We start from the raw sequence: 25,072 nt of genomic DNA, 5'->3' as shown, positions 1-25,072 counted from the left end.
CGCCTCCTTCCGATTACTTCATGTTGTTCAATCCGCCCGGAGCATCTTGCCTATCGACGTTCGCTTCGCGCGAAGCTGACGCATACAAGCAAAAATGCCCCGTGCAGAAGCACGAGGCATACGTTGGAGTGTGCCGCGTTTCTCCTGCGTGGGTCGGCCCCTTTTTAGTGGAGCGCCTTCGACTCCCTCACGAGAGTGACCGACGGTCTTCGGTGAAACTTGAGCTCGGCCCTTTTTTGGGCCGTTCAAACTTCGGTTGGGGATGTTAGCGGGTGGGTGCTGGTTTAACCAAATCGCGCTTTGGTAGTTTTTCGCGCCCGGTGGCCGGGATGGTTCCCTTTGTGCCGCAGACCCTGGGAGGCAGACCCGGGGAGTGCGGCATTTTTGCGCGAACCCAGGGTCTGCCTCCCAGGGTTTGAGCCATCCCCGCCCTTAGGACGCGCCTTGTTCCACCCGCCGCAGCAACCTCGCCGCCGCGATGAACAGGACGCACCCTCCGATCAACGCCATGACGCCGACGCCGATGGCAAGGCCCGCCCAGAACCCGCCCGCGGTCGGCGACGTGTCCGCGGCCTGACCGTCCGGCTGCGCGCCGGCGGCATCCAGCGACGAGTGGATCCCCGTGCCGCTTCCGCCTGCGGGATTTGGCTGGGCGGCGTAGGTCTCGGACGTGCCTGCGCTACCGGCCGTTGCCGAAGACGCTTCGGACGGTGCTTTCGCCTTGGTCGTTACCGCGGGCTTTGCGGCCTTGGTGTCCTCCCTGGTCTTCGACCTGCTGGCGCGGCGGGTGCTTTGCTTGTCGGAGGGGGTGCTGGCGCGGTTGTTGCTCGACGCGCGCTGCGGCTGCGGCTGCGCCGCAGGTTGCGCAGCGGGTGCCGGAGCTGGCTGCGCGGGCGCGGGTTGCGCGGCGGCCGATTGAGGTTGCTTCGGCGGTGCTGCCGGTGCCGCGGCCAAGCTCGACAGGGACCCCGACTTCGCGCCGCTGCCGCCGTCGCCGCTGTTGTCCTTTTTGCGTGCGAGCGGCGCAAGCGTGTCGCCGGCTTTTTCAGCTCCTTTTCCAGCGAGCGGATGCCCTCCGCAATCGCGCCCGGCAGCGTGAGCTTGCCCTTGCCGGCTCTTTTCAACACTTAATGGAGATTAGTTTCAATAGTTATTGGCGCGGGAAATTTACCCCCATCACGGGGAAAACACAAGGACCTGCCGCAACTGTGGACAACTTTGGTGCGTTTTGGGACGGGTTATCCACAGATTGGGCTTGTGGGGGTTGTGTGGGGTTGCGTTGGGTTTAGGGTCTGTGGCCATGAACTCGTTCGACGCATTCATCCAGGCGATGTCCGCAGTATCCATGGAGACACTGCGGCACTTCGACCTGCCGGTTGCCCTTGCTGCCGGCATGGCGCCGGATCGGGCGCGTGCGTGGGATCAGATGCAGGACGTCTACTACGGGACAACGAAATTCACCCGCAAGCAATCGGAGGCTGTGCAGAAAGCCCGCGGGTTCTCCTTGGACGAGCTCGCGCTGATCGAACGACGTGTTGCCGTGGTGAAGGATGCCGGCGAGCGGTGGCGGCTGCGGCTGGAACTGTTGGATGTCACCGGCGGGTACCGCGCGATCGAACGCGCCGCACGCGACATCGTGCCCCGCGAGGACAACACCCCGACAAAGAAACAGGTGGCGTTCTCACAGCCGAGAAACGGGCGCGCACGCATCACCATCGACACCACCGACCGCAAAGCAGCCGACTTAGAGCACCGCCTGCGCCAAGACATCGACGCCACGCTGCCGGCGGCGGCGCAGATGGAGGAGGCGTTCTGGCGCATCGTCGAAGGTAAGGCTGGCGGGGTGGTCGCCGCCGCGCCACGACCGATCGTGCTGGTGCCGATCACGGAGCACGCACGCATCATGGCGGGAGACGGCGACGACATCATCCTGACGCTGACTGACGGCACCATCATGACCGGGGCGGAGTACCTCCAGCAAGAGTTCGGCGAAGCCTTGGAGGTTGCCGCCTTCCACCCCGAGGAAGGCGCGGTGAACCTCTACGACACCGAACGCTTCGCCAACCAGAAACAACGCGATATGGCCTGCATGGTCTCACCCGTGTGCGCCTTCCCAGGCTGCCGCCACGGGGCGTACGGGTCGGAGATTCATCACGTGGATGCGTGGAAACACGGCGGGCTGACCAACATGAACAACCTGGTGCCGCTATGCAGGTATCACAACCGGATCAACGACGATGACCCCTGGCGCACCAAACGCGGCCGCATCGCCATGATCAGAGGCGCACCCTGGTGGGTCTCACCCCGCGGCTACCACATCAAAAACACCGACCGCGGAGCACTCGACCAACTCTTCGGACCACAAAGCACCTAGCAACGCGAAACGCCGCCGCCCAAACGGACGACGGCGTAAAACGCACGCGTAAAAGCGCTCGAAGTCGAACTACTTGGTGGCGTAGTTCTTCTCCACGGAGGTGTCTACCGGCACACCCGGGCCCTGGGTTGCGGAGACGGTGATCTTCTTCAGGTAGATACCCTTCGCGGAGGACGGCTTGAGGCGGATGACCTCGTCGAGCAGTGCGCCGTAGTTCTCAGCGAGCTGCTCCGGGGTGAAGGATGCCTTGCCGATGATCGCGTGCAGGTTCGACGCCTTATCCACGCGGAAGGCGATCTTGCCGCCCTTGGAGTCCTGGATCGCCTTCGCGACGTCCGGGGTGACGGTGCCGGTCTTCGGGTTCGGCATCAGACCACGCGGGCCCAGCACGCGGGCGACGCGGCCGACCTTGGCCATCTGGTCCGGCGTAGCGATAGCCACGTCGAAGTCGATCTGGCCGGCGTTGATCTGCTCGATCAGCTCGTCGGTGCCGACGATGTCCGCGCCAGCCTCCTGCGCCTTGGTAGCGTTCTCGCCCTCTGCGAAGACTGCGACGCGGACGGTCTTACCGGTGCCGTGCGGCAGGTTGACGGTGCCGCGGACCAGCTGGTCGGCCTTGCGCGGATCGACAGACAGACGCATTGCCACGTCGATGGTGGCGTCGTACTTGTCGGAGGAGGTCTCCTTCGCAAGCGTGACGGCGTCGAGCGGGTGGTAGAAGCTGTCGCGGTCGACCTTCGCCAGCTGCTCGATGTAGTGCTTGGACTTCTTAGCCATGTTGGATTCCTTTCAGGAGTTGTGGTTTGCGGGCCTGGCTTACGGCCCTTCCACGTGAAGCTTTTTACTTCTCGACGTCAATACCCATGGAACGGGCGGTACCAGCGATGATCGCGGCGCCAGCCTCAATGTCGCGGGCGTTGAGGTCGTTCTTCTTGGTCTCGGCGATTTCCTTGCACTGCTCCCAGGTGACCTTGCCAACCTTGTCAGTGTGCGGGACGCCGGAGCCCTTCTTCAGACCTGCAGCCTTCAGCAGCAGCGACGCTGCCGGCGGGGACTTCAGGATGAAGTCGAAGGAGCGGTCCTCGTAGACCGTGATCTCCACCGGCACGATGTTGCCGCGCATGGACTCGGTAGCGGCGTTGTAGGCCTTGGTGAACTCGACGATGTTCACGCCGTGCGCACCGAGGGCCGGACCGACCGGCGGGGCCGGGTTGGCCATGCCTGCTTCGATCTGCAGCTTGATCAGGCCAGTGACCTTCTTCTTAGCCATCGCATTACCTCCTAGTTACAGCACCCGCAGCCACGATGAGCTGCCGCGGGGCTTCCGGATGCCGGGGATTGGCCCAGCCACCGGGGATTTACAAGAAACGGAAACGTCGCGCGTGCGTGCACGCGCGACGAATCAGGATACGCCGTGAGGACGTCGAGAAGCAAAACGCTCCTACATGATGCGCTCGATCTGGTCGGCGGTCAGCTCCACCGGGGTCTCGCGGCCGAAGATGGACACCAGCGCCTCGATCTTGCCGGTCTCCGGGTCGATCGAGTTGATGGTGGCGGACACGCTCGCCAGCGCGCCGGAGAGGATCGTGACAGCCTCGCCGACCTTGTAGTCGTGCGCGAGCTGCTTCGGCGCCTCTTCCTCCGGCATCGCCACGACGGTCTCGCCCTCGGCGTTGACCTCCGGCTTCGCGCCGGTAGCGGCGGACTTGGGAAGCAAGAACTTAGCGACGTCACGGTGCTTCACCGGCGTCGCATTGCCCTCATTGCCCACGAACGAGGTCACACCCGGCGTCTCGCGGACCACGGACCAGGCGGCGTCGTTCATGTCCATGCGCACGAGCACGTAGCCCGGCAGAAGCTTGCGCTTGACCAGCTTCTTCTTGCCGTCCTTGTTCTCGATGGCCTGCTCGATGGGCACGACAACCTCGTAGATGGAGTCTTCGACCTCGAGGGTCTGGGAGCGCATCTCTAGGTTGGTCTTCACCTTGTTTTCGTAGCCGGAGTAGGACTGGATGATGTACCAGTCGCCCGGCTGCTTCTTCAGCTCGCGGGTGTACTCGCGCAGGCGGCGGCGGTATTCGCTGTCGGAGTCAGCGTCCGCGTCGGCCTCGCCCTCGCCCGCTTCGGCCTCGACGTTGTTGAGGTCGGTCTCCTGGACCGGCTCCTCGACGGCACCGTCGGCGTCTGCCGCCTCGTCCGCCTCGGCGTCGACGGAGTCCTGCGCCGCGTCCTGCACCTCGGCGTCGCTCAACTCCGTGCTAGCGACGGCAGCGTCAGCGTCCGCAGCGTCAGACTCGCCGCTACTGTCGCTCTCCTCGTCGGAGGAGTCACCGCCCTCGGTGCCGGCCGGGTCGTCGTCGCCGCCGTTGAGGGCCGGGTCGGTGGACGGCTGCACGGGCGCGCCCTCGTCGATCATTTCCTGCTCGTTGTTCTCGATGGCGCCTTGAACGTCTTTGTTTGCCTCAGTCATGGCTTTGTCTCCTCATGCGTCGAAACGTGTGCGCCCCAGGGTACCGGGGCAAAAATTATCCCGCCCTCCTCGGTGTCCGAGGCGGCGGGAAAACGTTGTACGCGTGAAATTGTACCTAGCGGATGAAGATCCAGCGAATCGCCCACGATGCCAGCGCGTCGGTGCCCCACACGAAGATGGTCAGCACGATCAAGAACGCGAACACGATGAGCGTGTAGTTGAGCATCTGCTTGCCGGTGGGCCAGATGACTTTGTTCATCTCGGAGACGACTTCGCCCGGGAAGGCGGTGACGCTGGAGCCGTCCTTGGCGTCTTCGTCGTCGGTGGCGACGGGGGCGCGCTTCGCCTCGTAGCCTTCGGAGGAAATGGGAGAAGCCCCACGCAGCTGACGCTTGCCGGTCGGCTGTGCGGGGTTTTGACCGTTGGGGTTAGTCACTAAAACTCCTCCAGGTTGTTTTGGCAGGGGCGACAGGACTCGAACCTGCAACCTACGGTTTTGGAGACCGTTGCGCTACCAATTGCGCCACGCCCCTAGGGCACTCGATCAAGTGCGCCTAACCCTACCACGGGGCCCTTTCGGTTCCCGTTTGAGGTGAGTAGCGATGGAGAGAATTGAACTCTCGACACAGCGATTATGAGTCGCTTGCTCTACCACTGAGCTACACCGCCATGGTGCTCGCTGACGCTCGCACGAAGTGCAAGGACCCCAGCAAACAACAGAGCCCCCTGACAGAATCGAACTGTCGACCTTTTCCTTACCATGGAAACGCTCTGCCGACTGAGCTAAGGGGGCACAGCCTCTTTGTTGTGGATCTTCGCTTTCGCTCTGACCCGCTCCGTTGAAGCCTTGGAAAGATTAACCCGATATTGTTTTCAAACACAAATCGGCTGGAAAGAGGTGGTTTTGAAGGGCGATAAGGATCAAAAGATGTCGCATCGGTGGTGTCGCAATGCCAACCGCGGCGGTGAAGTGAAACGGCACCTTGGCCAGAGCTACGCACACCAAAAAGGGGCCAAGCCTCACCCCCGCGGCACGCTGAACCGGGCGCACCTTTGCCCCCACCTCACGACGAAACCCCGCCGGTTGAAAAACCGACGGGGTTTTGTGTGTGGTGCCAGGTAGAAGATTCGAACTTCTGAAGGCAATGCCGGCGGATTTACAGTCCGCTCCCTTTGGCCGCTCGGGCAACCTGGCAAGCACGTTCAAAGTGCGGGATTTACCTTACAACACCGCCCTGCAATCGGCGCAAATCGGCTGGTTAACCGACTCGTTCGACGGTCAGGCGGGTCATGGTGCGAAGCGCTTCGCGGGCGGGGCCGTCGGGCAGGGCGTCGAGTTCGCGCTCAACGTCGTCGACGTAGCCGCGCACGGTCTCCAGGGCACGCTCGCGCCCACGGGTCTGGCCGAGCAGCTCGAGGGCGCGGTTCACATCATCGTCGTTGGTCAGCGGGCCGGTGAGCAGCCCGCGAAGCTCCTCGCCCGCCGGCGAGTCCTCTTGCAGCGCGTAGAGCACCGGCAGGGTGAACACGCCCTCGCGCAGGTCGGTGCCGGGGGTTTTTCCGGACTGCTCGGGGTCGGAGAAGATGTCGATGATGTCGTCGACGATTTGGAAGATCATGCCCACCGCGTCGCCGATGCGGGCGCAGCGCGCCACCACCTCGTCGGAGGCGCCGGCGTGGCGCGCGCCCAGGTAGGCGGCGGAGGAGATGAGCACGCCGGTTTTTTCCTCAATGACTTTCAGGTAGTGCTCCACTGGGTCCGTCGCGCCCGTGCCGTCCGCGCCGACGGTTTCGCGCATCTGGCCGGTGACCAGCTCGGAGAAGGTGTCGGCGAAGTGGGCCACGGTGTCGAGGTCCATGAGCGCCATTTGGCGCGACGCGTGGGCGAACAGGATGTCGCCGGCGAGGATGGCCACGGTGTTGGTCCACCGGGTGTTGGCGGATTCGACGCCGCGGCGGCGCTCGGCTTCGTCCATGACGTCGTCGTGGTAGAGCGTGGCCAGGTGCACCATCTCGGTCACGGCGGCGCCGCGGATGATGTTTTCGGCGCCGGGGTTCGGCCCGAATTCGCTGCAGAGCAGCGCCATCATGGGGCGGAAGCGTTTGCCGCCGGCTTTGGCCAGGTGGGTGACTTTGTCGGTGAGGAAGCTCTCCCCTCGGTTGAGCTCCGTTATCAGCAGCTCCTCCACCGCTTCGAGCCCGGTGTTGAGCCGGGTGTTGAGCGCGTCGTCGCCCAGGTCCAGGTTGAATCCGTGGCGCGGTGACGGAGTGGTGCCGTACGTCATAGATAACGTCCTTGCAGGTTGGGTGGGCCCATGTGTAACGCACTAACCGTAGCCCAATTACCCCGCCGGGTGCACTTGCGGGTGGCGCTGGCAGAATGTGGCGCGTGAGTGAGTTGTTCGACCTCGTTGTTGTGGGCGCTGGCCCTGCGGGTTCCGCCGCGGCGATCGCGGCTCAGCGCGCCGGCATGAGCACATTGCTTCTCGACGCCCAGGGTCCCCGCCGCGACAAAACCTGCGGGGACGGACTGACCCCTCGGGCCGTCGATACGCTTGTGCGCCTGGGGTTGGACGTGCCCGCGTACCGCAACAAAGGCCTGAAGCTGCATGGCTTCGGCGGGGATGTGGTCGCGCCGTGGCCGCGTGGGGAGGGCTCGGCGTCCCCGCGTGCGGCGTTTGACGCCTCGCTGGTGACCGCGGCGGCGCAGGCCGGCGCGACCGTGCGCCACGACTGTGCGGCGACGGGGGTGCGTTTCAGCGGCGGAGCGATCAGCGCGGTGGAGACCGAGCAGGGGGTGGTGCGCGCCCGCTGGGTGGTCGTGGCGGACGGGGTGCGCTCCCCTTTCGGCAAGCTGCTGGGGCGTACGTGGCACCGCGGGCAGGTCTACGGGATTGCGGCGCGCTCCTACTGCGACTCGCCGTACTCGGACGAGCCGTGGATGCACTCCCACGTGGAACTTCGCGACGCCGACGGGGTAATCCAGCCCGGCTACGGCTGGATCTTCCCGCTCGGCGACGGCACCGTCAACCTCGGCTGCGGCGCACTGTCGACGGATGCGCGCCCGGCGAAGGTCAACACCAAAAAGCTTTTGGCCCTGTACGCCTCGCAGCAGCGTGAGGCGTGGCAGCTCGGCCCAGAACAGGCGGTGGCCTCGGCGCTTCTGCCGATGGGTGGGGCGGTGTCCAACGTGGCGGGCCCGAACTGGGCGCTGATCGGCGACGCGGCGGCGTGCGTGAACCCGCTCAACGGCGAGGGCATCGACTACGGGCTGGAAACGGCGGTCGCCGCCGTCGAGCTGATCGCAGGCGGCGGGGACCTGACGCTGGCGTGGCCGGCGCTTCTGCGCGAGCGCTACGGCGAGGCGTTCACCCTGGCCCGCACCCTGGCGCGCCTGCTGACATACCCGCAGTTTTTGCCGCTGGCGGGACCGGTGGCGCTGCGCGGGCTGGGCGGGCGCTACCTCATGCCGGCGGCGGCGCGGCTGATGGGCAACCTGGTGGCCGAGGAAGATACAGACCTCGTCGCAAGGCTGTGGCGCATGGCCGGTAAGGGCGCGCGGGCGGTGTCGGGCGACCAGCCGCTTTGGGACGTGCGCTAGGCAGGCTTGACCGCGCTGTGCAGCGCGACAATACCGCCGGTGAGGTTCTGCCAGCCGGCATCGGCCCAGCCGTTGGCGTTAATCGCCGCGGCGAGCTCTTTCTGGCCCGGCCAGGCGCGGATGGATTCGGCGAGGTACTCGTATGCCTCCGCATTGGAGGAAAATAGCTTCGCCAGCGCCGGCACCGCCAGCGGCAGGAACTCCTTGTACAGGGTGCGAAAACCCGGCACGACGGGGGTGGAGAACTCGTTGACGGCCAGGCGCCCGCCCGGCTTGGTCACGCGCGCCATCTCGCGCAAGCCGGCCTCGAAGTCGTGGACGTTGCGCAGCCCGTAGGAGATGGTCACCGCGTCGAAGGTGCCATCGGCGAACGGCAGGTGCATCGCATCACCGACGACCTTGGGCACGTTGCGGTCTTTGCCGGCGGCGAGCATGCCCTGGGAGAAGTCGCAGGCCACCACCCACGCGCCGGACTTGCCAAGCTCCACGGTGGATACGGCGGTGCCGGCGGCGAGATCCAGCACGAGCTCGCCCGGCTGCAGGTTGAGGCGCTCGCGCGTGCGGCGTCGCCAGTGCTTGTCCAGGCCGAACGACAGCACAGTGTTGGTCTTGTCGTAGTTTTTGCCCACGTCGTCGAACATGCCGGCAACGTCGAAGGGTTGTTTGTCCAGATCCGCCTTGGCCATGGTGCGCAAGTCTACTTTGCCACCCACAAACGGAGGCCGTACGACAACACAACACTTGCAAGTTCGGTGACCCGAACTTTATTATTCGCCGGTATGGGACTTGATGACTCCAACATGGGCGCATGGCTCGAAGCCATCGCACTGTTCGAGACCGCACGCGAAGGCGACTACCTCGCGTCCGCGCGGCTCGTGCGCTCCAGCACCAACCCGGAAGACGTCACGCTCAACCTGATGCGGCTGCTCGCCGTCTACCTGCGCGACGAATCCCCGCAAAAGCTCGACCGATTCATTGCCACGTCCCACCGCGTCGGCCCGCCGCCGCTTCTCTAACCGCACGGAAAAACACAGAAAGAAAAGGACCAACATGCTGAAATCCAAGGTGCTCGCACTCGCCGCCACGGCTGCGCTAGCTGCCGGCCTGGCAGGCTGTTCGCAGGACAGCACCGACACCGCCGGTGACAAAGACACCCCCGTGGTGCTCACCACGTTCACGGTGATCCAGGACATCGCCTCGAACGTCGCCGGCGACCACCTACGGGTGGAGTCCATCACCAAACCCGGCGCGGAAATCCACGGTTACGAGCCCACCCCGGGCGACATCTCACGCGCCTCCGACGCCGACCTGATCCTGGACAACGGCATGAACCTGGAAAGCTGGTTCTCCCAGTTCGTCTCCGACCTGGACGTGCCGCACGCCACGGTCAGCGACGGTGTGGAGCCGATCGATATCGCCGAGGACGCCTACGCCGGCAAGCCCAACCCGCACGCTTGGATGAGCCCGGTGAACGTGCAGACCTACGTGGACAACATCGTCGAGGAGTTCAGCAAGCTTTCGCCGCAGCACGCCGAGGATTTCAAGGCCAACGGCGGGAAGTACAAAAACGAGCTGCAGGACGTGCAAGACGAGCTCGAGACCAAGCTCGCCGCAGTGCCCGACAACCAGCGCGCGCTGGTGACCTGCGAGGGTGCGTTTTCCTACCTGGCGCGCGACGCGAAGCTCAAGGAGCGCTACATCTGGCCGGTCAACGCGGAGCAGGAAGCCACCCCGCAGCAGATCGCGGGCGCAATCGAGTTTGTCAAGGACAACGAGGTTCCGGCGGTGTTCTGCGAGTCCACGGTGTCTAACGCGCCGATGATGCAGGTCACGGAGGCCACCGGCGCGGAGTTCGGCGGCACACTGTACGTCGATTCGCTGTCCGAGGAGGGCGGCCCGGTGCCGACGTATCTGGACCTTATCCGCCACGACACGAAGGTGATCATCGAAGGCCTGACCGGGAGCAAGCAGTGACCCCTGCGATCGCGGTGGAGGATGTCTCGGTGCGCTACGGCGACGTGGCGGCGCTTGACGGCGCGACTGTCACCGTCCAGCCAAGCCGCATCTGCGGCCTGATCGGCATGAACGGCGCCGGAAAATCCACGCTGCTCAAAGCGGTGATGGGGCTGGTGCATCCTGATCGTGGCACGGTCCGCATCAACGGGATGGATCCGCAGCGCGCGAGAAAGTCGCAGATTTTGGGCTATGTCCCCCAGAGTGAAGAGGTGGACTGGCAGTTTCCCGTCACTGTGCGCGATGTGGTCATGATGGGCCGCTACGGTCGGATGGGCCTGACCCGCCGCCCCCGCGAGGAGGACGTCGAAGCGGTGAACCGGGCGCTGGCGCGCACCCACCTGGAGGATTTCGCCAGCCGCCAGATCGGCCAGCTGTCCGGCGGGCAGAAAAAACGCGCGTTCATCGCGCGCGGCATCGCCCAGGGCGCGAGCATCATGCTTCTCGACGAGCCGTTCGCCGGGGTAGACACCAACTCCGAAGCCACCATCACAGCGCTGCTGCACGAGCTCGCCGCCGAAGGCACCACGGTTGTTGTGGTAACCCACGACCTGGTTGCGCTGCCGAAGCTCGCGCCCGAGACGGTGCTGTTAAACCGGCGCGTGCTCATGCACGCCCCGACCAAGGTGGTGCTGGAGCCAGACAACCTCGTGCAAGGCTTCGGGATGGGGGTGCCGGCATGACCTCGCTGTTAACCGAGCCGTTCGGCTACGAGTTCATGGTGCGCGCCCTGGCAACGTCGCTGGTGGCGTCCGTTGTGTGCGCGCTTTTGTCCTGCTGGCTGGTGCTGGTGGGCTGGTCGCTCATGGGCGACGCGGTGAGCCACGCGGTGTTGCCCGGCGTGGTGCTGGCCTACATCGTGGGCGTGCCGTTCGCCGTCGGGGCGGTACTGTTCGGCTTTTTGGCGGTGGGCCTGATCGGCGTGGTGCGAGATACCTCCAGGGTGAAGGAGGACGCCGCGATCGGCATCGTGTTCACCACCATGTTCGCCCTGGGTTTGGTGCTGATTTCGGTGACGCCGTCGCATACGGATTTGAACCACATCATCTTTGGCAACCTGCTGGGTGTATCCCGCGGGGATGTGCTGCAGGTCGCGCTGCTGGGCGCGGTAGTGCTCACGGTGCTCCTTGTGAAGCGGCGCGACTTCACCCTGTACGCGTTCGACCCCGTGCACGCGCACGCGATCGGGCTGAACCCGAGGCTGCTCGGCGCCACCCTGTTGGCGCTGCTGGCGCTGACGTCAGTCGTGGCGCTGCAGGCCGTCGGCGTGATCCTGGTGGTGGCGATGCTGATCATCCCGGGCGCGACCGCGTACCTGATCACCAACAAGTTCGGCGTGATGCTGCTTATCGCGCCGGCTATGTCCGCCGCGTGCGCGGTTGTGGGGCTGTACTGCTCCTACTACCTGGACACGGCCTCTGGCGGCATGATCGTGCTCGCCCAGGGCACGGTGTTCGCCGCGGTGTGGCTTCTCGGCCCGCACGGCGTCCGCGGCGGGCGTAGGCGCGGGCGCGGCTACTCGTCGACGTGCACGAAGACGGAGTCCGTCGCGGCCTCGCCGAGCTGAACCGCCGCCAACGCGCCCGCCAGCCGGACTTCCACCGCGCCGGAATAAGGCGCGCCGGCCGCCACCTCGAGCTGTGCGCCGACGACGAGCCCATGGCTGTCAAGGAACTTCAGCAGCTTCGGGTCGTCGTCCGCGATGCGCTCGATCGTGGCCGTGTGCCCGGGTTGCACACCGGTCAGCGGCACCGCCGCGGGGGTCTCGACGCTGCCGCTGGCTGAGGGGATGGGATCGCCGTGGGGGTCGCGGCTGGGGTAGTCCAAAAACGCGTCGATGCGGTCGACCATGAAGTCGCTCACCGAGTGCTCGAGGTTTTCGGCCTCGTCGTGCACCTGGTCCCAGGTGTAACCCAACGCCTCCACCAAAAACGTTTCAATCAGGCGGTGGCGGCGAATCATCGCCACCGCGTACGTGCGGCCAGTGTCGGTCAGCTCGACGGCGCCGTAAGGCTTGTGTTCCACCAGGCCCTGCTCGCCGAGCTTGCGCACCCCGTCGGAGACGGTGGATTTGCGCAGTCCAAGGTGCTTGGCCACCGACGACGGCGTCACCGGCGTATCTGACCACTCCGAAAGCGCCCAGATGCCTTTGAGGTAGTTCTGGGTGCTGGTGGATAGGTCGCCGACGGACATGCTCGCCACTCTACTTGGCGGCGCGCATGCGCCTACGCGGTGTCGTCGCGCCGCGCTTGCCTTCGGGGCTGGCCCAGGCGTACCGGCGCCCAGCGCGGCAGGGCCACATCGCGGCCGAACAGGTGCACCACGTTGCGCTCGTAGGCGTCCAGGACCTCGGAGTAGTAGCCCAGCAGCTGGTCGCCGAGCGCGGCCCAGGTCTTGTCCGCCACGGACTCGCGCGCGGCGGCCTGCAGCGTGGTGTGGCGGGCGTCGTCGAGGATCCACCGTGCGGCGTCGTAAAGCTCCTGCTCGAAGGTGTCCACCTCGAGCAAAAGCCCGTTGTCGCCGTGTTTGATCAGGTCGATGGGGCCGCCCGCGCGCGGGCCGATCGTGGGCAAGCCCGAGGCTTGCGCTTCCTGTACGGTCTGGCAGAACGTCTCAAACTCACCGGTGTGCACGAACAGGTCCAGCGACGCGTACGCGCGGGCGAGCTCCTCGCCGGACAGCGCCCCGGTGAACACCGCCGAAGGCAGCGTCTCGGCCAGGCAGTCGCGCTCCGGGCCGTCGCCGACGATGACGAGTTGGACCGACGGGTCGCTATGCAGCGGGGCAAGACGGTGCACCGACTTCTCCGCGGCCAGGCGCCCGACGAAGCCGACGATCTTCTTCGTCCCCGTGGGGTCCCAGGAGCGGCGCAGCACGTCGGAGCGCTTTTGCGGGTTGAACAGCTCGGTGTCCACGCCGCGGCCCCAGTGTCGCACGTTGTTGATGCCGTGGGATTCGAGCATGCGGATATAGCTTGACGACGGCGCCAGCGTCATCTCGCTCATATTGTGAATCGTGCGCGTCCAGTCCCACGCCAAATTCGCCACCATGGGCAGGTGGTACTTGGTGGCGAAGCCCGCGACGTCCGTCTGGTAGAGCGCCACCGCCGGCACCCCGAGCTGGCGCGCGGCGAACGCGCCCGCCCCGCCGAGGACGAACGGGCTGGCCAGGTGGATGATGTCCGGTTTGAACTCGGAAAGCGCCGCGGCGACGGTGGTGGTGGGCACACCGATGGGCAGGGAATCCACCAGCGGGACCATCACGGTGGGCACGCGGACAATCTCGAAGCCTAGGTAGTCCGGGATCTCGTCCTGGAAGTCGCGCGCGCCGGGGGCGACCACCATGGCCTCGTGCCCTTCGCGCTTGAGGTGCTCGAGCACGCGCAGCACCGAATTGGTCACTCCGTTGACGTTGGGCAGGAAAGACTCCGCCACGATTCCCACTCGCATATCAGGCACTCTCCCACTGCAATCCAAATTTGCCGCCAATTTTGGTTGAACCAAACATGAATTTTTACCCCTCCGGTACCCACCGTCCGACGGCGAACCACGCCCCGGCGGCGACGAGCGTGGCCACCGCCCAGGTCGACAGGGCGGGGGTAAGCGCGAGCGCCCAGCCGCGGCCTTCCACCTTGACCAGGTCGGGGTCGGACTTCGCGTAGGTCACCCACACGTGCTGCCCTTCGCCCAGGCCGGTCGGGTACAACAGCCCGCGCGGCGGGGAGACCAACTGGCCGTCTTCGGTCTGGTACTCCACGAACGTGCGCATGCGCCCGGCTTCGGTGACGGTGGCGGTGCCGCGGCCGGGGTTGGCCTGGATGCGGGCGTCGTTGAGCGCGGGGCCGGCGACCATTGCCACGCTGCCGAGTGTGGCAAAGGCGTAGAGCGCGAGCACCACCTGGTGCGCGCGGCGGCGCCACCTCATCGGTTCAGGCGCGCCGCCAGCACCCGTCGGGTGCTGCGGGTGGTGGCGGCTTCCACGACGGTGATCGGGTTCGGCTGGGATTCGAGCTCCAGCAGCACCTCGTTGAGCTCGGCGAGGGTGTCGGCGCGGCGGTAGTCGGCCCCGTAGGCTTCCGCCAGCTTCTCCACGTCCGTGCCGTGCGGCGTGCCAAACACCCGCTCAAACGCGCCGCGGAGGTGGCCTGCGCCTGGTTCGAGAGCCTCGAAGATGCCGCCGCCGTCGTCGTTGGCCACCACGATCGTGAGGTTGCCCGGGCGCGGCTCGTCCGGCCCGATGAGCAGGCCGTTGGCGTCGTGGATAAAGGTCAGATCCCCCATGAGTGCGAGCGTGCGCGGGGCACGGATCTCGTCGGGCCGCAGTGCCTGGGTGGCAAGCGCCACGCCCACGGCCTGGGAGACGGTGCCGTCGATGCCCGCGGCGCCGCGCGCGGCGTAGGTGGACACGCCGTCGAAGGGTATGCCCACAAACGACGCGTCGCGCACCGGGTTGGACGAGCCGAGCACCAGCGTGTCGCCGACACCGAGGGTGTCGCACACGGCGGCGGCGACGTGCAGGCCGGTGAAGCCGAACTCGTCTTCCGTAAGCGCCTGGCGCACGGTTTCGGCGCCGACGTCGCCGGCCGCCTCGCAGATCTTCAGCCACGTGTCCGTGGGCTGGCCGGTGGCGTTGACGCGCGAGCCGCGCTTGTCGGGCTGGCCGGTGAACGTCTCGGTGCGCGAGATGCCGATGACTTCAATGTCCGGGTCGGCCAAAAGCGCCATCACGTCGCGGTGCAGCGTCGGGTGGCCCACCACAATGACCTGCTCCGGTTTGGTGTCGGCGGCGAAGTCGCCACCGTCGTGGGAGATGGACACCTCGGACTGGGCGAAAAAGCGGGCGGCCAGCGGGTGCACCTGGTGGAACGGCGTGGGGGCGGTCGGTTCGGCGATGGTGGGCACGTGCTCGTGTCCCGGCACCTCCCATGCCTCGTCGCCGGCGATGACCAGGGTGTTGCGGGTCAGGTCCACGTCCACCGCGCCGTGGTCGACCCAGTCGCGCGACCCCTCGAGCGCTCCTGGGCCGACGCGGCGCGGCGCGCCCACCGGCTCCGGCAGCTGATCCGGCACCAGCGGGGTGTCCAGGGCCACGTTGATGTGGACCTGGGGGGTGGCAAAGGAGGCGGCGTGGGCGTCGTCAAGCGATTGCACCTGCTGCGTTTCGGCGTAGCGGCTGAAGATGCCCTGCTGCCAGATGGTCTGGCTCGCCCCGGTGCCCACGAGGCGCTCCGGGCGGTCCGCGCTGATCACCGCGAGCGGGGTGTGCGACATGTGCGCCTCAATCACCGCCGGGTACGCGTTGGCCACGGCGGTGCCGGAGGTCATCACCACCGCGACGTGGCGGCGCTGCACCCGCGCGAGGCCGAGGGCGGTGAAGGCGGCGGAGCGCTCGTCGATGCGCATGTGCACGCGCACGTCGCGGCGCGCCAAAAGCGCGTAGGCCAGCGGCGAGTTGCGCGAGCCCGGGCTCATGACCACATCGGTGCAATGCTTCGCGACGAGCTCCGCCACCGCCGCCGCAATCTCCATAGCTGCCATCTACTGCTCCTGTAAGTACTCGTCCGCGCCGCCGCGCAACTGGTCCAAAATGTCGCGGGCGCCGTCGCGGATCTCGCGCTCGAGCTCGCCCGGATCCGGCGCCGGCACGGGCTCCGGCTCCAGCGTCGCGGTGAGGTTGTCCCGGTCCCGGAAAATGGACGGGAACTTGGTGGTGGTCTCCGTCTTGGTTTCCGTGGTGGTCTGCGTAACCGTGCTGGTCTCCGTCACCGGCGGCTTGTCCGCCTCCGCGGCGGCGCCGCGCCACAGCACGGCAAGCACCACCGCGGCGATGAAGCTCAGCGCCGCGAACACGCCGAGCGCGATCGCTCCCGCCGAGGTGCCCTTCTCGGCTTCCGGCTCGTAGCCGTTGTCGTAGTACGGCTGCTCGTAGGCGGGCTGGGCGTAGTGCTCCTCGTAACGGGGCTGCGGCTGTGGTTGCTGGTACTGGTTTAGGGACTGGTCCGGGAAGTACTGCCGGGGACGCTCGCGGCGCGGCTCGCCACCCTGGGGGCCGTACTGTCTCGTCTCGTTATCCATGCGAAATACACTAGCGCGCCCCGCCAAATGCTCTTGACGGGGCGCGAAGGTGTCGGGCTTTAGAGGCTTTAGAGAACGAGCCCGAACACCGGCACCGCGATGAAGTAGGTGGCCAGCGTGATCAGCACCAGCGCGATGGCGTTGAGCCAAACACCACCCTTGATCATCTCGCCCATGGTGACGTAGCCGGAGGAGTAGGCGATCGCGTTCGGCGGGGTCGCCACCGGCAGCATGAACGCACAGGTGGCGGCGAGTGCCACCGGGATGGCGAGCAGCATGACGTTCATCTCCGTGGCGTCGGTAAGCCCGACGCCCACTGCAACGCCGCCCATGATCGGCAGGAAGGTTGCGGCGGTGGCGGTGTTGGAGGTCAGCTCCGTCAGCAGCAGCACGAGCGCGGCGACTGCGAAGATGAGCAGGATCATCGGCAGCGACGCCAGCCCCTTGGCCTTTTCGCCGATCCACAGGGACAGGCCGGTGGCGGTGAACATGGCGGACAGGGAAAGCCCGCCGCCGAACAGCAGCAGCACGTCCCACGGCATCTCGTTGGCCGTCTCCCAGTCCAAAAGGCGCTTGCCGTTGGCGGTGCCGGGCACGATGAACATGAGCAGGCCGGCGATGATGCCCACAATGGCGTCGTCGTACGGGAAGTCCCAGCCGAACTGGTTGCGGCCCAGCGGGATGAAGATCCACGCCAGTGCGGCCACCAGGAAGATCACACCGACTGCGACCTGGGGGAAGGTCCAGGGGCCGAGCTTTTTCAGCTCGGCGTCGATGAGCTCGCGCCCGCCCGGGATGGTGTCCACCTCAGGTTTGAACACGGTGATGAGCACCCACCACGCGATGAAGGTAAAGACCACAGCCACCGGCAGGCCCACCAGCATCCACTCGCCGAAGCCGATGACGATGCCGTGGGCTTCTTCCATGTAGCCCTTCAGCAGCGCGTTCGGCGGGGTGCCGATAAGTGTTGCCAGCGAGCCGATGGACGCCGAGTACGCGATCGCCAGCATGAGCGCGGTGGCGAAGCGCTTCTGGTTTTTCATCCCGCCGACGGTGTCCGCGGTGAGCATGAGCACGGAGGTGCCGATGGGCAGCATCACCACGGCGGTTGCGGTGTTGGACACCCACATCGACATGAACCCGGTGGCCAGCATGAAGCCCAAAATGATGCGCTTCGGGCTAGTGCCCACCACCTTGACCACCATCAGGGCCAGGCGGCGGTGCAGGTTCCAGCGCTGCAGGCCCAGGGCCATCAGGAAGCCGCCCATGAACAAAAAGATCGTCGCGGACGCGTAGGGCGAAGAGACGTCTTTAAATGGCGCCACGCCTGCCAGCGGGAACACGGCAATCGGCAGCAGTGCGGTGGCGGCCAGCGGGATCGCCTCGGTCATCCACCACGCGCCCATGAGCACGGTGGTGGCGGCGACGATACGCATGGTGTCGGCGGAGTACTCCACGCCTTCCTTCGCGCCGGAGGACTGGGCGACGGTGTCCGCCGCGCCGGAGGGGAAGAAGAAGTAGACGAGCGCGGCGAGGATCACGCCGGTGATCAGGCCGATAAGTTGGCGGCGCCACTCGCCGGGTTCGGGCGCTTTGGCGAGGTCGCCGTCGGAAAGCGCGGCGGATTCGTGGATCACGGGAGTCGACATGGGCGAAAGGTTAGCGGACACCCCCTATCCCACACACCCGTTTCCGAAATTACACCCAGATTCGGGGGCACTGCTTTAGCACGTCTACGCAGGCGTGGACGCGGTCGAACCACCAGTCGCGGCGCGCCGCCGGCGCCTGCAGCGCGTGCAGTCTGTCCGGATCGGGGGTAGTGCAAGTAACCGCCATGCGCCCGTCCGTGATCTCCCGGGGCTCCGCGACGTCTTCAACAAACAGCCGCTGCGTGGCCAGCCCCGCCGCCCGCGAGCCGGCAAGTTTCGCGGCCACCAGCCCCGCGTCCATCCCGACGGCGGTGTCCAACGCGCTGGCCACGGTCACATCGAGGTCCAAGTCGCGGGCAATGCGCAGAAGCTTATCGACGCCACCTAACGGCGCCACCTTGCACACCGCCACATCAGCCGCCTGAAGTTCAGCCACGCGGTATGGGTCCGCGGCGCGGCGGATGGACTCGTCGGCAGCGATCGGGATGCTGGTGCGCCGCCGGACCTCCGCGAGTTCCTCCACGGTGGCGCAGGGCTGCTCGATGTACTCCAGCTCGCCGAGCTTCTCGGCGGCCTCGACGGCCTCAGCGACGCTCCAGCCGCGGTTGGCGTCCACGCGAAGGGTCGCGTCGGGGCGTAAGCGGCGGACGGCGTTGACGCGCCGGAGGTCGTCGTCAAGCGATTGCCCCTTCTCCGCCACCTTGATTTTGAAGGTGGAAACGCCGGGGTAGCGCGCGAGCACCGGCTCGACGTCCTCGACCGCCGGGATGGTGCCGTTGACCTCGACTTCGCCGTGCGCTTCAGGCAGGCCGGTGAACGCGGCCTCGATGCCGGCGGCGAGCCACGCAGCGGATTCCTGCGGGCCGTATTCGGTGAACGGGGAGAATTCGCCCCAGCCGGCGGGGCCGTCGATGAGCAGGGCCTCGCGGGTGGTCACGCCGCGGAATTTCACGGCCATGGGCAGCGCGACAACGTGGGCGCGCTCGAGGATCTCGTCGGCGGAAGGCAGCATGGTGCAAAGTGTAGGCATGAGTTACTCCACCGCCCAGCCCTTCGACCCCAGCCAGTGGCGCGAAGTTGAGGGCTTCGATTTCACGGACATCACCTACCACCGCCACGTGGGCGACACGCGTGCCGACGGCACCGTGCGCATCGCGTTCGACCGCCCTGAGGTGCGCAACGCGTTTCGCCCCCACACCGTGGACGAGCTGTACACCGCGCTGGATCACGCCCGGCGCGATCCGTCGGTAGGCGTGGTGCTGCTGACCGGCAACGGGCCGAGCGAGAAAGACGGCGGCTGGGCGTTTTGCTCCGGCGGCGACCAGCGCATCCGCGGCCGCTCCGGCTACCAGTACGCCGGCGGCGAGACCGCGGAGACCGTCGATCAAGCGCGCGTGAAGGCCGAGGGCGGGCGCCTGCACATCTTGGAGGTGCAGCGGTTGATCCGCACGATGCCGAAGGTGGTCATCGCCGTGGTCAACGGTTGGGCGGCCGGCGGCGGGCACTCGCTGCACGTGGTGTGCGACATGACCATCGCCTCGAAGGAGGAGGCGCGGTTCAAGCAGACCGACGCGGACGTGGGCTCCTTCGACGCCGGCTACGGCTCGGCGTACCTGGCCAAGATGGTGGGGCAGAAGTTCGCCCGCGAGATCTTCTTTTTGGGCCGGACCTACTCGGCCGAAGAGATGCAGCGCATGGGCGCGGTAAACATCGTGGCCGACCACGCGTCGCTTGAGGACGAGGCGATCCAGGTCGCCCGCGAAATCAACGGCAAATCCCCCACCGCGCAGCGCATGCTGAAGTTCGCGTTCAACCTTGTGGACGACGGCCTGATGGGCCAGCAAGTCTTCGCCGGCGAGGCCACCCGCCTGGCGTACATGACCGACGAGGCCGTGGAGGGCCGCGACTCGTTTTTGGAAAAGCGCCCGCCGCGCTGGGACGAGTTCCCGTTCTATTACTAGGTGGCACTCGAAACGAACTCCCCCACCACCGCTGACACCGGCTCCGTAAAGGAGGTGCCGCCGCCCGCCGATTCCGCGGCCCCGCCCGCGCCAGGAGCCGCTCCGCCCGCAAGCGAGCAAGCCCCGCCCGCTGGCGACGACGTCGCGCCGGTGGCGGAGCAAGAGAACCTCCCCGCACCGCCGGCCTCGTCGCGCGACGCCTACACCGCGGCTCTCGCGGACCCGGCGCAATACTTCGCCGACATCGACGGCCTCGACGGCACCTTCGCCTACGACCTCGTCGACGTCGACGGCGACACCAAGCTCGAGCTACTTCTGCGCGCCGGCACACAGGGCCCGGCGCCTGTGCGCGTGCTGCAGCTTGTCGACGGCACCCTCACGGCCACCACCGACTACCTGGTCGATTCGGCGGACAACACCTATCCCACCGTATTCACCGCCGGCGTGCAGCCGGGACTGACGCAGTACGAGTCGGACGGCACGACGCTGACCGCGACCCAGTTCGAACTGCACGGCAACCGCCTGGTCAAGGCGTTCGGCCCGGAGGAGACCGTCGTGGGCAATCCGCTGAGCGGCGTGACCTTGATCCACTGGACCCCGAGCACAGACTCCACGCAGCTGACGGAGCTGGACCAGCCCGACCCGCTGACCGTCCCGCGCGAAGGCTCCATGAAGCAAGTCTCCGACATCCCGGAGCTCAACGGGCAGTCCTACCGAGTGCAGTTCGGCGCCCGCCACGGCGAAGGCCGCGTCCCGGTGACCTACCCGGACCTCGGCTGCACCGGTTTCCTCGAGCCGGTGAACGCCTCCGCCGGCGAGGAGATGCAGGACGGTTTCCGCGAGACCATCACGGAAGGCACCTGCGACAACGGCGGCACGTGGCACCTTGCCATCAACGACTCCCGCGAGCGCGCCACCTACAACGCCCCCACCGGGCGCTACCACGCGGAGGGGCCGCTGAACCGCTCCGGTTAGCACGGATCAGCGACGAACCGGGCGTATTCCCCGCAGTCCCCGGTGCAGCTCAACCAACAGCGCGGCTAACAAGACTGCGCCAACCGCTAGCGCGACCCAGATACGCGGGCCGGTAGCTGTCACCGGCCAAGCGGGCACTGCGGCGATCCACAGGAAGGACTCCGCCAACACGTCGCCGCCGATCGTGGCGGAAACAATCGTGACCAAAACGGTCGCCGCCAACGTCCACATCACGCCGAAGCGCACGGTCACAGCTAACGCCGCAAAGGCAAGAACGGTACCGGCAACAAGGGAGAGCGCGCCGAACCGCGCGCTTCCCGTCATGACACCTGCGAACAGGCAAACAAGCGCAACAATGCTGGTAAACCAGCCCATCAACGCGGCGCTAACTCGCGGGTGCTCCACTTGCATCAGTGCCCATGCCGGGCGGATCCGCGGCCACACTAGCGTGGGCAACACGCCCGCGCCGACCGGGAGGATTGCGTACGCGAAAAGCGCTTGGCGCACATCTTCCGGATACCGGGTGGCAAAGAGAAGCACCAGAGCGGTCAGCACAAGCACCATGCTTAACGACGGCATCCGCCCCGCCCTCGCAACCCCCTTCCACGCGGACAGAAACCCGGTGCGCGCGGGCCGCGGTATGGCTGGCCCAGCAGCAGCGGGAGCAGCCACTTCGTGAGTGGTGCGGCGCTTCAGAACGGGCCTCGTACGCCGCGGGGTGAGTGTGCCGGCGGCGAAACCGACAGCGGCCAACAGGAGGGTGAGGGCGAGTGCGGGTAAGGGAGACTCGCCGACTAGTGGCGAATCCGGCTCGAGCGGAAGCAGGTTGAAGTGCAACCCCAACGCCGGCAGAGCCAGGCGGGCGGGCCAGGCGCCGGGGTTGGCCCACCACCAGTCGCGCTCGGCGAAGTACCCCAACTCGATGGTGAAGGCGAATGCGACCAATAGCGTGGGAAGCAACCCAATGCGGCGGGTTGCAGCCGCAGCTAAGCCTGCTGGGCCGAGCATGCCGAGCAAGATGAACAGGCCGACGGGCGCAACCCGGCCGGCGCCGTCCACCCCGAACGCAACCGTGGCCGCAAGCGGCACCGCGACGTCGAGGATCACAAATACCGCCAACGCCACCCAGACCACCACCAGCCGGGCCGCCCGGACGGCTATAGGTGCGGCGGGGCGCCACAGCGTGCCGCCGGAGCGGGCGTCACGCTCGCGGTGTTCGGCAACACCTGCAAAGATCGCGGCGATTGGCGCTGACATGCCGGTCAGAAGCACGCCCTGAGGATGGAGCAGACCGGACGCATCGTTTGCTCTCCCCATCAGGGAAAACGCGGTCAGCACAAGGCCAACTAACAGCCCGGCGCTGGCGAGCCACCACAGCGTGGAGCCACGGGCGCGGATCCATTCGGCGCGCAACGCTGCCATTAGACGTCCACCCCCGAGGTGAGGCGGAAGAAAGACTCTTCCAGGTTTGGCCCAAGCTCTGCGAGTTCGCCGGTGAAGCGGACGCGGCCACCGGCGATAACGGTGGCGTCGTCAGCCATGTGCAGCACCTCACCGAGCTGGTGGGAGCTGACCAAGACGGTGCGCCCGGCGCGGGCGTACTCGCGCAGGTAGGCACGCAGGTGGGCGATGCCCTCAGGGTCGAGTCCGTTTTGCGGCTCGTCCAAGATAAGCACCTCCGGCTCACCAAGCAGAGCCTGAGCCAGGGCGAGACGGCCCTTCATACCGGTGGAGAAGCTGCCCGCCTTCTTGCGTCCTGCCCCAGCGAGGCCGACAAGTTCAAGCACCCGGTCCGCTTCCGCATCCGGCAGGCCCAACAGCGCAGTGTGCACCCGCAGGTTGCTTCGCGCGCTCAAGTGCGCGTAGAAGGCCGGGTCGTTGATGGAGGCACCCACGTGGTGCAGCGCAGCCCGCTCGAACGGGCGCCCCATCAGCGTGACCTCTCCAGCGTCGGGAGCGACAAGGCCCAGCAGTACCGACATCAAGGTCGATTTACCTGCACCGTTTGGCCCCAGTAAGGCGTGGACGCGCCCGGGGGTGGTAGTCAGCGTGATGTCGCGCAGCACCTGGTGGCCGCCGAAGGACACGGCCACGGAGCGGCATGCGAGTTGGGTTGCAGTCATGCACCCAATTGTTCCGCCACCGCCTTCGTTGCGGATCGGCCGACGGGACCAATTCCGCATCCTCCCTTAGGAGGAGAGCCCGGCGCGCTGCGCCGTCAGCGCCAGCGCCACCCGGTCGCGCACCCCGAGCTTGGTAAGCAGGCTGGACACGTGCGTTTTCACCGTGGTCTCCGCGATGAACAGTGCCCTTGCGATCTCGGCGTTGGTAGCGCCGCGGCCGATCTCCGCCAGCACCTCCAGCTCCCGGGAGGTAAGCCCCTCCAACTCTGCAGCCGCCTCGGTGGAGCCCGTGCTGCCACGCACCCATGCCATCACCCGCCCGGTCACGCCGGGGGCCAGCACAGATTCACCACGGGCGACGGCGCGCACGGCACCGGCGAGCACCTCTGGCTCGGCGTCTTTGAGCAGGAAGCCATCCACGCCGGCGTCGATGGCGGCGCGGACGAGGGTGTCGTCGTCGAAGGTGGTCAGCATGATCACTTTCGGGCCGAGCTCCATGATCTGCGTGGCTGCGGCGATACCGTCAAGCACCGGCATGCGAATATCCAGCACTGCCACGTCGATGCGGTGCGCCCGGGCTTTCTCAACCGCTTCCGCTCCATTGGCGGCGGTGGCCGCCACGGTGAGGTCCGCCTGGGCTCCCAGGATCGTCTCCAGGGCGCTCAGCAACAGCGGTTGGTCATCTGCGAGCAGGATCTTGATCATGCGGCCAGCTCCGCCCTAACCGTAAACGTCTGGCCTGTCAGCGAGGTTTCGAGCATGCCGCCGACACTTATAGCGCGTTCTCGCAACCCCTCCAGCCCCACTCCGGTGCCCGGCTGCGGGCGCACCCGACCGGTAGAAGCTACCTCCACCACGACGGGGTTGCCACCCGCAATCCGCACATCCACGTGCGGGTCTATCTGGTGGCGTGTGGCGTTAGTCAATGCCTCGGCGACAATACGGTGGATGGCGTGGGAGGTGACCGGTGGGACGTCGATAGGCATGGCATCAAGTGTGACCTCAAGTCCCGCGGCGCGGAAACGCTGCACCAGCGCAGGCACATCGCCCACCCCCGCCACCGGCGCGAACCCAAGGTCGCTGTCGCGCAGGCCCCGAACCAGCATGCGAATCTCCGCCAACGACTCCCCCGCAGCCGCGTTGATCTGCCGCAGCGCCTCTTGCTCACGGCCGGATGCCAACCCGGCGTTCGCCTGCGCCTTTATCAAGGTCAGCGAGTGCCCGAGCACGTCGTGGATCTCGCGCGCGATATCTTGGCGCTCCTGCTGGCGGGCGGCGGCGCGGCGGGTCTCTTTCGCCTCAGCCTCGCGGGCACGGGCGTTGTGCTCGGCCGCAAGGTTCGCGCCCAACAGGTACGCCACCGCGGCTACCGCCCAGTGCAGTCCCAATGAGACCGCCCTGTCGGAGCCCTGGCGGTAAAACAGCGTGAGTTGCTCATCCCATGTCCACATAAACGGCGACACAAACGCCCACGCGCACGCAGCCGCCAGCACCCCCAGCGCGAAGCGTTTGTCCGCGTAACGGCTGGCCACAAACACGGCCACCGGCACCGCGAGAACCCAAAAGGTGTAGCCGATGTTTACCGGCGCTGCTAACCACGCCGCCGCCCACGCCGCGTTCAGCGCAATCAGTGCCGCGGCAGCGGTTTTCGGCCGGCTGGTCAGCACACCAAACGAGGCCGCAAACCCCCAGGACAATAGGGCCTGCATCCAACCGTAAGCGTTGGTGGGGTCACCGATCGCGCTCACGGTGTAGAAAGCGGCGAGCACCGCCGCAGCCACCGCGAGCACCGCGTCGCCCGGTTTGATATGCACGGGCACCTAGCTTATTCG

Annotated in this window: 26 protein-coding genes and 4 tRNA genes; 8 read left to right on the top strand and 22 right to left on the bottom strand. The window is 66.6% G+C overall.

The genetic code is table 11. The annotated features are described in order from the left end of the window. Positions 1-432 precede the first annotated feature (432 nt). A complete protein-coding gene (locus CAFEA_RS01590; RefSeq protein WP_063937612.1) occupies positions 433-954 on the bottom strand; it encodes a hypothetical protein in 522 nt (173 codons plus the stop codon). Positions 955-1,300: 346 nt separating this feature from the next. Between CAFEA_RS01590 and CAFEA_RS01585 the strand changes: the two genes are divergently transcribed. Continuing rightward, positions 1,301-2,374, top strand: a complete 1,074-nt coding sequence (locus CAFEA_RS01585) for an HNH endonuclease signature motif containing protein (protein ID WP_063937614.1) — start codon at positions 1,301-1,303, stop codon at positions 2,372-2,374. Positions 2,375-2,443: 69 nt separating this feature from the next. Here CAFEA_RS01585 and rplA read toward each other — a convergent pair whose 3' ends face one another. The 9 genes from rplA to CAFEA_RS01540 all read right to left on the bottom strand — a co-directional run bounded on the left by rplA (position 2,444) and on the right by CAFEA_RS01540 (position 7,129). Beyond that, complete coding sequence (rplA, locus tag CAFEA_RS01580; protein WP_034997191.1) at positions 2,444-3,151, bottom strand: 50S ribosomal protein L1; 708 nt, start codon at positions 3,149-3,151, stop codon at positions 2,444-2,446. A 64-nt stretch (positions 3,152-3,215) separates the two neighbouring features. Next, complete coding sequence (rplK, locus tag CAFEA_RS01575; RefSeq protein WP_034997189.1) at positions 3,216-3,644, bottom strand: 50S ribosomal protein L11; 429 nt, start codon at positions 3,642-3,644, stop codon at positions 3,216-3,218. Between the two features lie 171 nt (positions 3,645-3,815). Continuing rightward, positions 3,816-4,790 carry a transcription termination/antitermination protein NusG gene (nusG, locus tag CAFEA_RS01570; RefSeq protein ID WP_081634382.1) on the bottom strand — a complete coding sequence of 325 codons (975 nt, stop codon included), beginning with the start codon at positions 4,788-4,790 and terminating at the stop codon, positions 3,816-3,818. Between the two features lie 169 nt (positions 4,791-4,959). Then, positions 4,960-5,280 carry a preprotein translocase subunit SecE gene (secE, locus tag CAFEA_RS01565; protein WP_034997186.1) on the bottom strand — a complete coding sequence of 107 codons (321 nt, stop codon included), beginning with the start codon at positions 5,278-5,280 and terminating at the stop codon, positions 4,960-4,962. A 21-nt stretch (positions 5,281-5,301) separates the two neighbouring features. Next, positions 5,302-5,377 (bottom strand) — tRNA-Trp (locus tag CAFEA_RS01560). A gap of 64 nt (positions 5,378-5,441) precedes the next feature. Next, positions 5,442-5,513: transfer RNA gene (locus tag CAFEA_RS01555), tRNA-Met, on the bottom strand. Positions 5,514-5,564: 51 nt separating this feature from the next. Beyond that, positions 5,565-5,637 (bottom strand) — tRNA-Thr (locus CAFEA_RS01550). A gap of 317 nt (positions 5,638-5,954) precedes the next feature. Continuing rightward, positions 5,955-6,039, bottom strand: a tRNA-Tyr gene (locus CAFEA_RS01545). A gap of 64 nt (positions 6,040-6,103) precedes the next feature. Continuing rightward, positions 6,104-7,129 carry a polyprenyl synthetase family protein gene (locus CAFEA_RS01540; RefSeq protein WP_063937616.1) on the bottom strand — a complete coding sequence of 342 codons (1,026 nt, stop codon included), beginning with the start codon at positions 7,127-7,129 and terminating at the stop codon, positions 6,104-6,106. A gap of 95 nt (positions 7,130-7,224) precedes the next feature. Here CAFEA_RS01540 and CAFEA_RS01535 point away from each other — a divergent pair, with 95 nt between their 5' ends. Then, a complete protein-coding gene (locus tag CAFEA_RS01535; RefSeq protein WP_063937618.1) occupies positions 7,225-8,445 on the top strand; it encodes a geranylgeranyl reductase family protein in 1,221 nt (406 codons plus the stop codon). Here the strand turns inward: CAFEA_RS01535 and CAFEA_RS01530 are convergent. Then, positions 8,442-9,131, bottom strand: a complete 690-nt coding sequence (locus CAFEA_RS01530; RefSeq protein ID WP_063937620.1) for a demethylmenaquinone methyltransferase — start codon at positions 9,129-9,131, stop codon at positions 8,442-8,444. The two genes, CAFEA_RS01535 and CAFEA_RS01530, sit on opposite strands and share 4 nt — an antisense overlap. A 93-nt stretch (positions 9,132-9,224) precedes the next feature. Here CAFEA_RS01530 and CAFEA_RS01525 point away from each other — a divergent pair, with 93 nt between their 5' ends. From CAFEA_RS01525 to CAFEA_RS01510, 4 genes are read left to right on the top strand one after another with little or no spacing between them, the layout of a single operon-like run. Continuing rightward, positions 9,225-9,461, top strand: coding sequence for a hypothetical protein (locus CAFEA_RS01525; protein WP_063937622.1), 237 nt, complete (start codon positions 9,225-9,227; stop codon positions 9,459-9,461). A 34-nt stretch (positions 9,462-9,495) separates the two neighbouring features. Then, complete coding sequence (locus tag CAFEA_RS01520; RefSeq protein ID WP_063937624.1) at positions 9,496-10,419, top strand: metal ABC transporter substrate-binding protein; 924 nt, start codon at positions 9,496-9,498, stop codon at positions 10,417-10,419. Continuing rightward, positions 10,416-11,141 (top strand): metal ABC transporter ATP-binding protein, encoded by a 726-nt coding sequence (locus tag CAFEA_RS01515; RefSeq protein ID WP_063937626.1) that lies wholly within the window; start codon positions 10,416-10,418, stop codon positions 11,139-11,141. The genes CAFEA_RS01520 and CAFEA_RS01515 overlap by 4 nt, the downstream gene beginning before the upstream one ends. Continuing rightward, the gene (locus tag CAFEA_RS01510; RefSeq protein WP_063937628.1) at positions 11,138-12,025 is read left to right on the top strand and encodes a metal ABC transporter permease; all 888 of its coding nucleotides are present in this window, start codon (positions 11,138-11,140) and stop codon (positions 12,023-12,025) included. Before CAFEA_RS01515 ends, CAFEA_RS01510 begins: the two co-directional genes overlap by 4 nt. On the opposite strand, the gene CAFEA_RS01505 is transcribed toward CAFEA_RS01510, so the two are convergent. The 7 genes from CAFEA_RS01505 to CAFEA_RS01475 form a co-directional block, all read right to left on the bottom strand. Continuing rightward, on the bottom strand, positions 11,974-12,651 hold the full coding sequence (locus CAFEA_RS01505; protein WP_063937630.1) for a metal-dependent transcriptional regulator: 678 nt from the start codon (positions 12,649-12,651) through the stop codon (positions 11,974-11,976). The two genes, CAFEA_RS01510 and CAFEA_RS01505, sit on opposite strands and share 52 nt — an antisense overlap. 32 nt (positions 12,652-12,683) lie before the next feature. Further along, positions 12,684-13,907, bottom strand: coding sequence for a glycosyltransferase family 4 protein (locus CAFEA_RS01500; protein WP_063937632.1), 1,224 nt, complete (start codon positions 13,905-13,907; stop codon positions 12,684-12,686). A gap of 64 nt (positions 13,908-13,971) precedes the next feature. Beyond that, positions 13,972-14,382, bottom strand: coding sequence for a DUF3592 domain-containing protein (locus CAFEA_RS01495; RefSeq protein ID WP_034997176.1), 411 nt, complete (start codon positions 14,380-14,382; stop codon positions 13,972-13,974). Further along, complete coding sequence (gene menD, locus CAFEA_RS01490; RefSeq protein WP_063937634.1) at positions 14,379-15,995, bottom strand: 2-succinyl-5-enolpyruvyl-6-hydroxy-3-cyclohexene-1-carboxylic-acid synthase; 1,617 nt, start codon at positions 15,993-15,995, stop codon at positions 14,379-14,381. The genes CAFEA_RS01495 and menD overlap by 4 nt, the downstream gene beginning before the upstream one ends. Beyond that, positions 15,996-16,532: a hypothetical protein gene (locus tag CAFEA_RS01485; protein ID WP_063937636.1), complete on the bottom strand. Its 537-nt coding sequence runs from the start codon at positions 16,530-16,532 to the stop codon at positions 15,996-15,998. A 68-nt stretch (positions 16,533-16,600) separates the two neighbouring features. Next, a complete protein-coding gene (locus tag CAFEA_RS01480; RefSeq protein ID WP_063937638.1) occupies positions 16,601-18,181 on the bottom strand; it encodes an SLC13 family permease in 1,581 nt (526 codons plus the stop codon). Positions 18,182-18,230: 49 nt separating this feature from the next. Further along, positions 18,231-19,193, bottom strand: a complete 963-nt coding sequence (locus tag CAFEA_RS01475) for an o-succinylbenzoate synthase (RefSeq protein ID WP_063937640.1) — start codon at positions 19,191-19,193, stop codon at positions 18,231-18,233. A 16-nt stretch (positions 19,194-19,209) separates the two neighbouring features. Between CAFEA_RS01475 and CAFEA_RS01470 the strand changes: the two genes are divergently transcribed. Beyond that, a complete protein-coding gene (locus CAFEA_RS01470) occupies positions 19,210-20,142 on the top strand; it encodes a 1,4-dihydroxy-2-naphthoyl-CoA synthase (protein ID WP_063937642.1) in 933 nt (310 codons plus the stop codon). Beyond that, entirely contained in the window at positions 20,143-21,117 is a 975-nt protein-coding gene (locus CAFEA_RS01465) for a hypothetical protein (protein ID WP_063937644.1), read from the top strand. Positions 21,118-21,123: 6 nt separating this feature from the next. Here the strand turns inward: CAFEA_RS01465 and CAFEA_RS01460 are convergent, their stop codons facing one another. From CAFEA_RS01460 to CAFEA_RS01445, 4 genes are all read right to left on the bottom strand, one after another. After that, complete coding sequence (locus tag CAFEA_RS01460) at positions 21,124-22,539, bottom strand: ABC-2 family transporter permease (RefSeq protein WP_063937646.1); 1,416 nt, start codon at positions 22,537-22,539, stop codon at positions 21,124-21,126. Beyond that, positions 22,539-23,240: an ATP-binding cassette domain-containing protein gene (locus CAFEA_RS01455; protein WP_034997159.1), complete on the bottom strand. Its 702-nt coding sequence runs from the start codon at positions 23,238-23,240 to the stop codon at positions 22,539-22,541. The genes CAFEA_RS01460 and CAFEA_RS01455 overlap by 1 nt, the downstream gene beginning before the upstream one ends. A 66-nt stretch (positions 23,241-23,306) precedes the next feature. Next, entirely contained in the window at positions 23,307-23,945 is a 639-nt protein-coding gene (locus CAFEA_RS01450; RefSeq protein WP_034997154.1) for a response regulator, read from the bottom strand. Further along, a complete protein-coding gene (locus CAFEA_RS01445) occupies positions 23,942-25,054 on the bottom strand; it encodes a sensor histidine kinase (RefSeq protein ID WP_143313244.1) in 1,113 nt (370 codons plus the stop codon). Before CAFEA_RS01445 ends, CAFEA_RS01450 begins: the two co-directional genes overlap by 4 nt. Positions 25,055-25,072: the final 18 nt, after the last annotated feature.

It is taken from the genome of Corynebacterium afermentans subsp. afermentans (genome assembly GCF_030408355.1).
Classification (GTDB): Bacteria; Actinomycetota; Actinomycetes; order Mycobacteriales; family Mycobacteriaceae; genus Corynebacterium; species Corynebacterium afermentans.
Note: the sequence above shows the minus strand (reverse complement) of the source record. Positions and strands in the feature narration are given on the sequence as shown.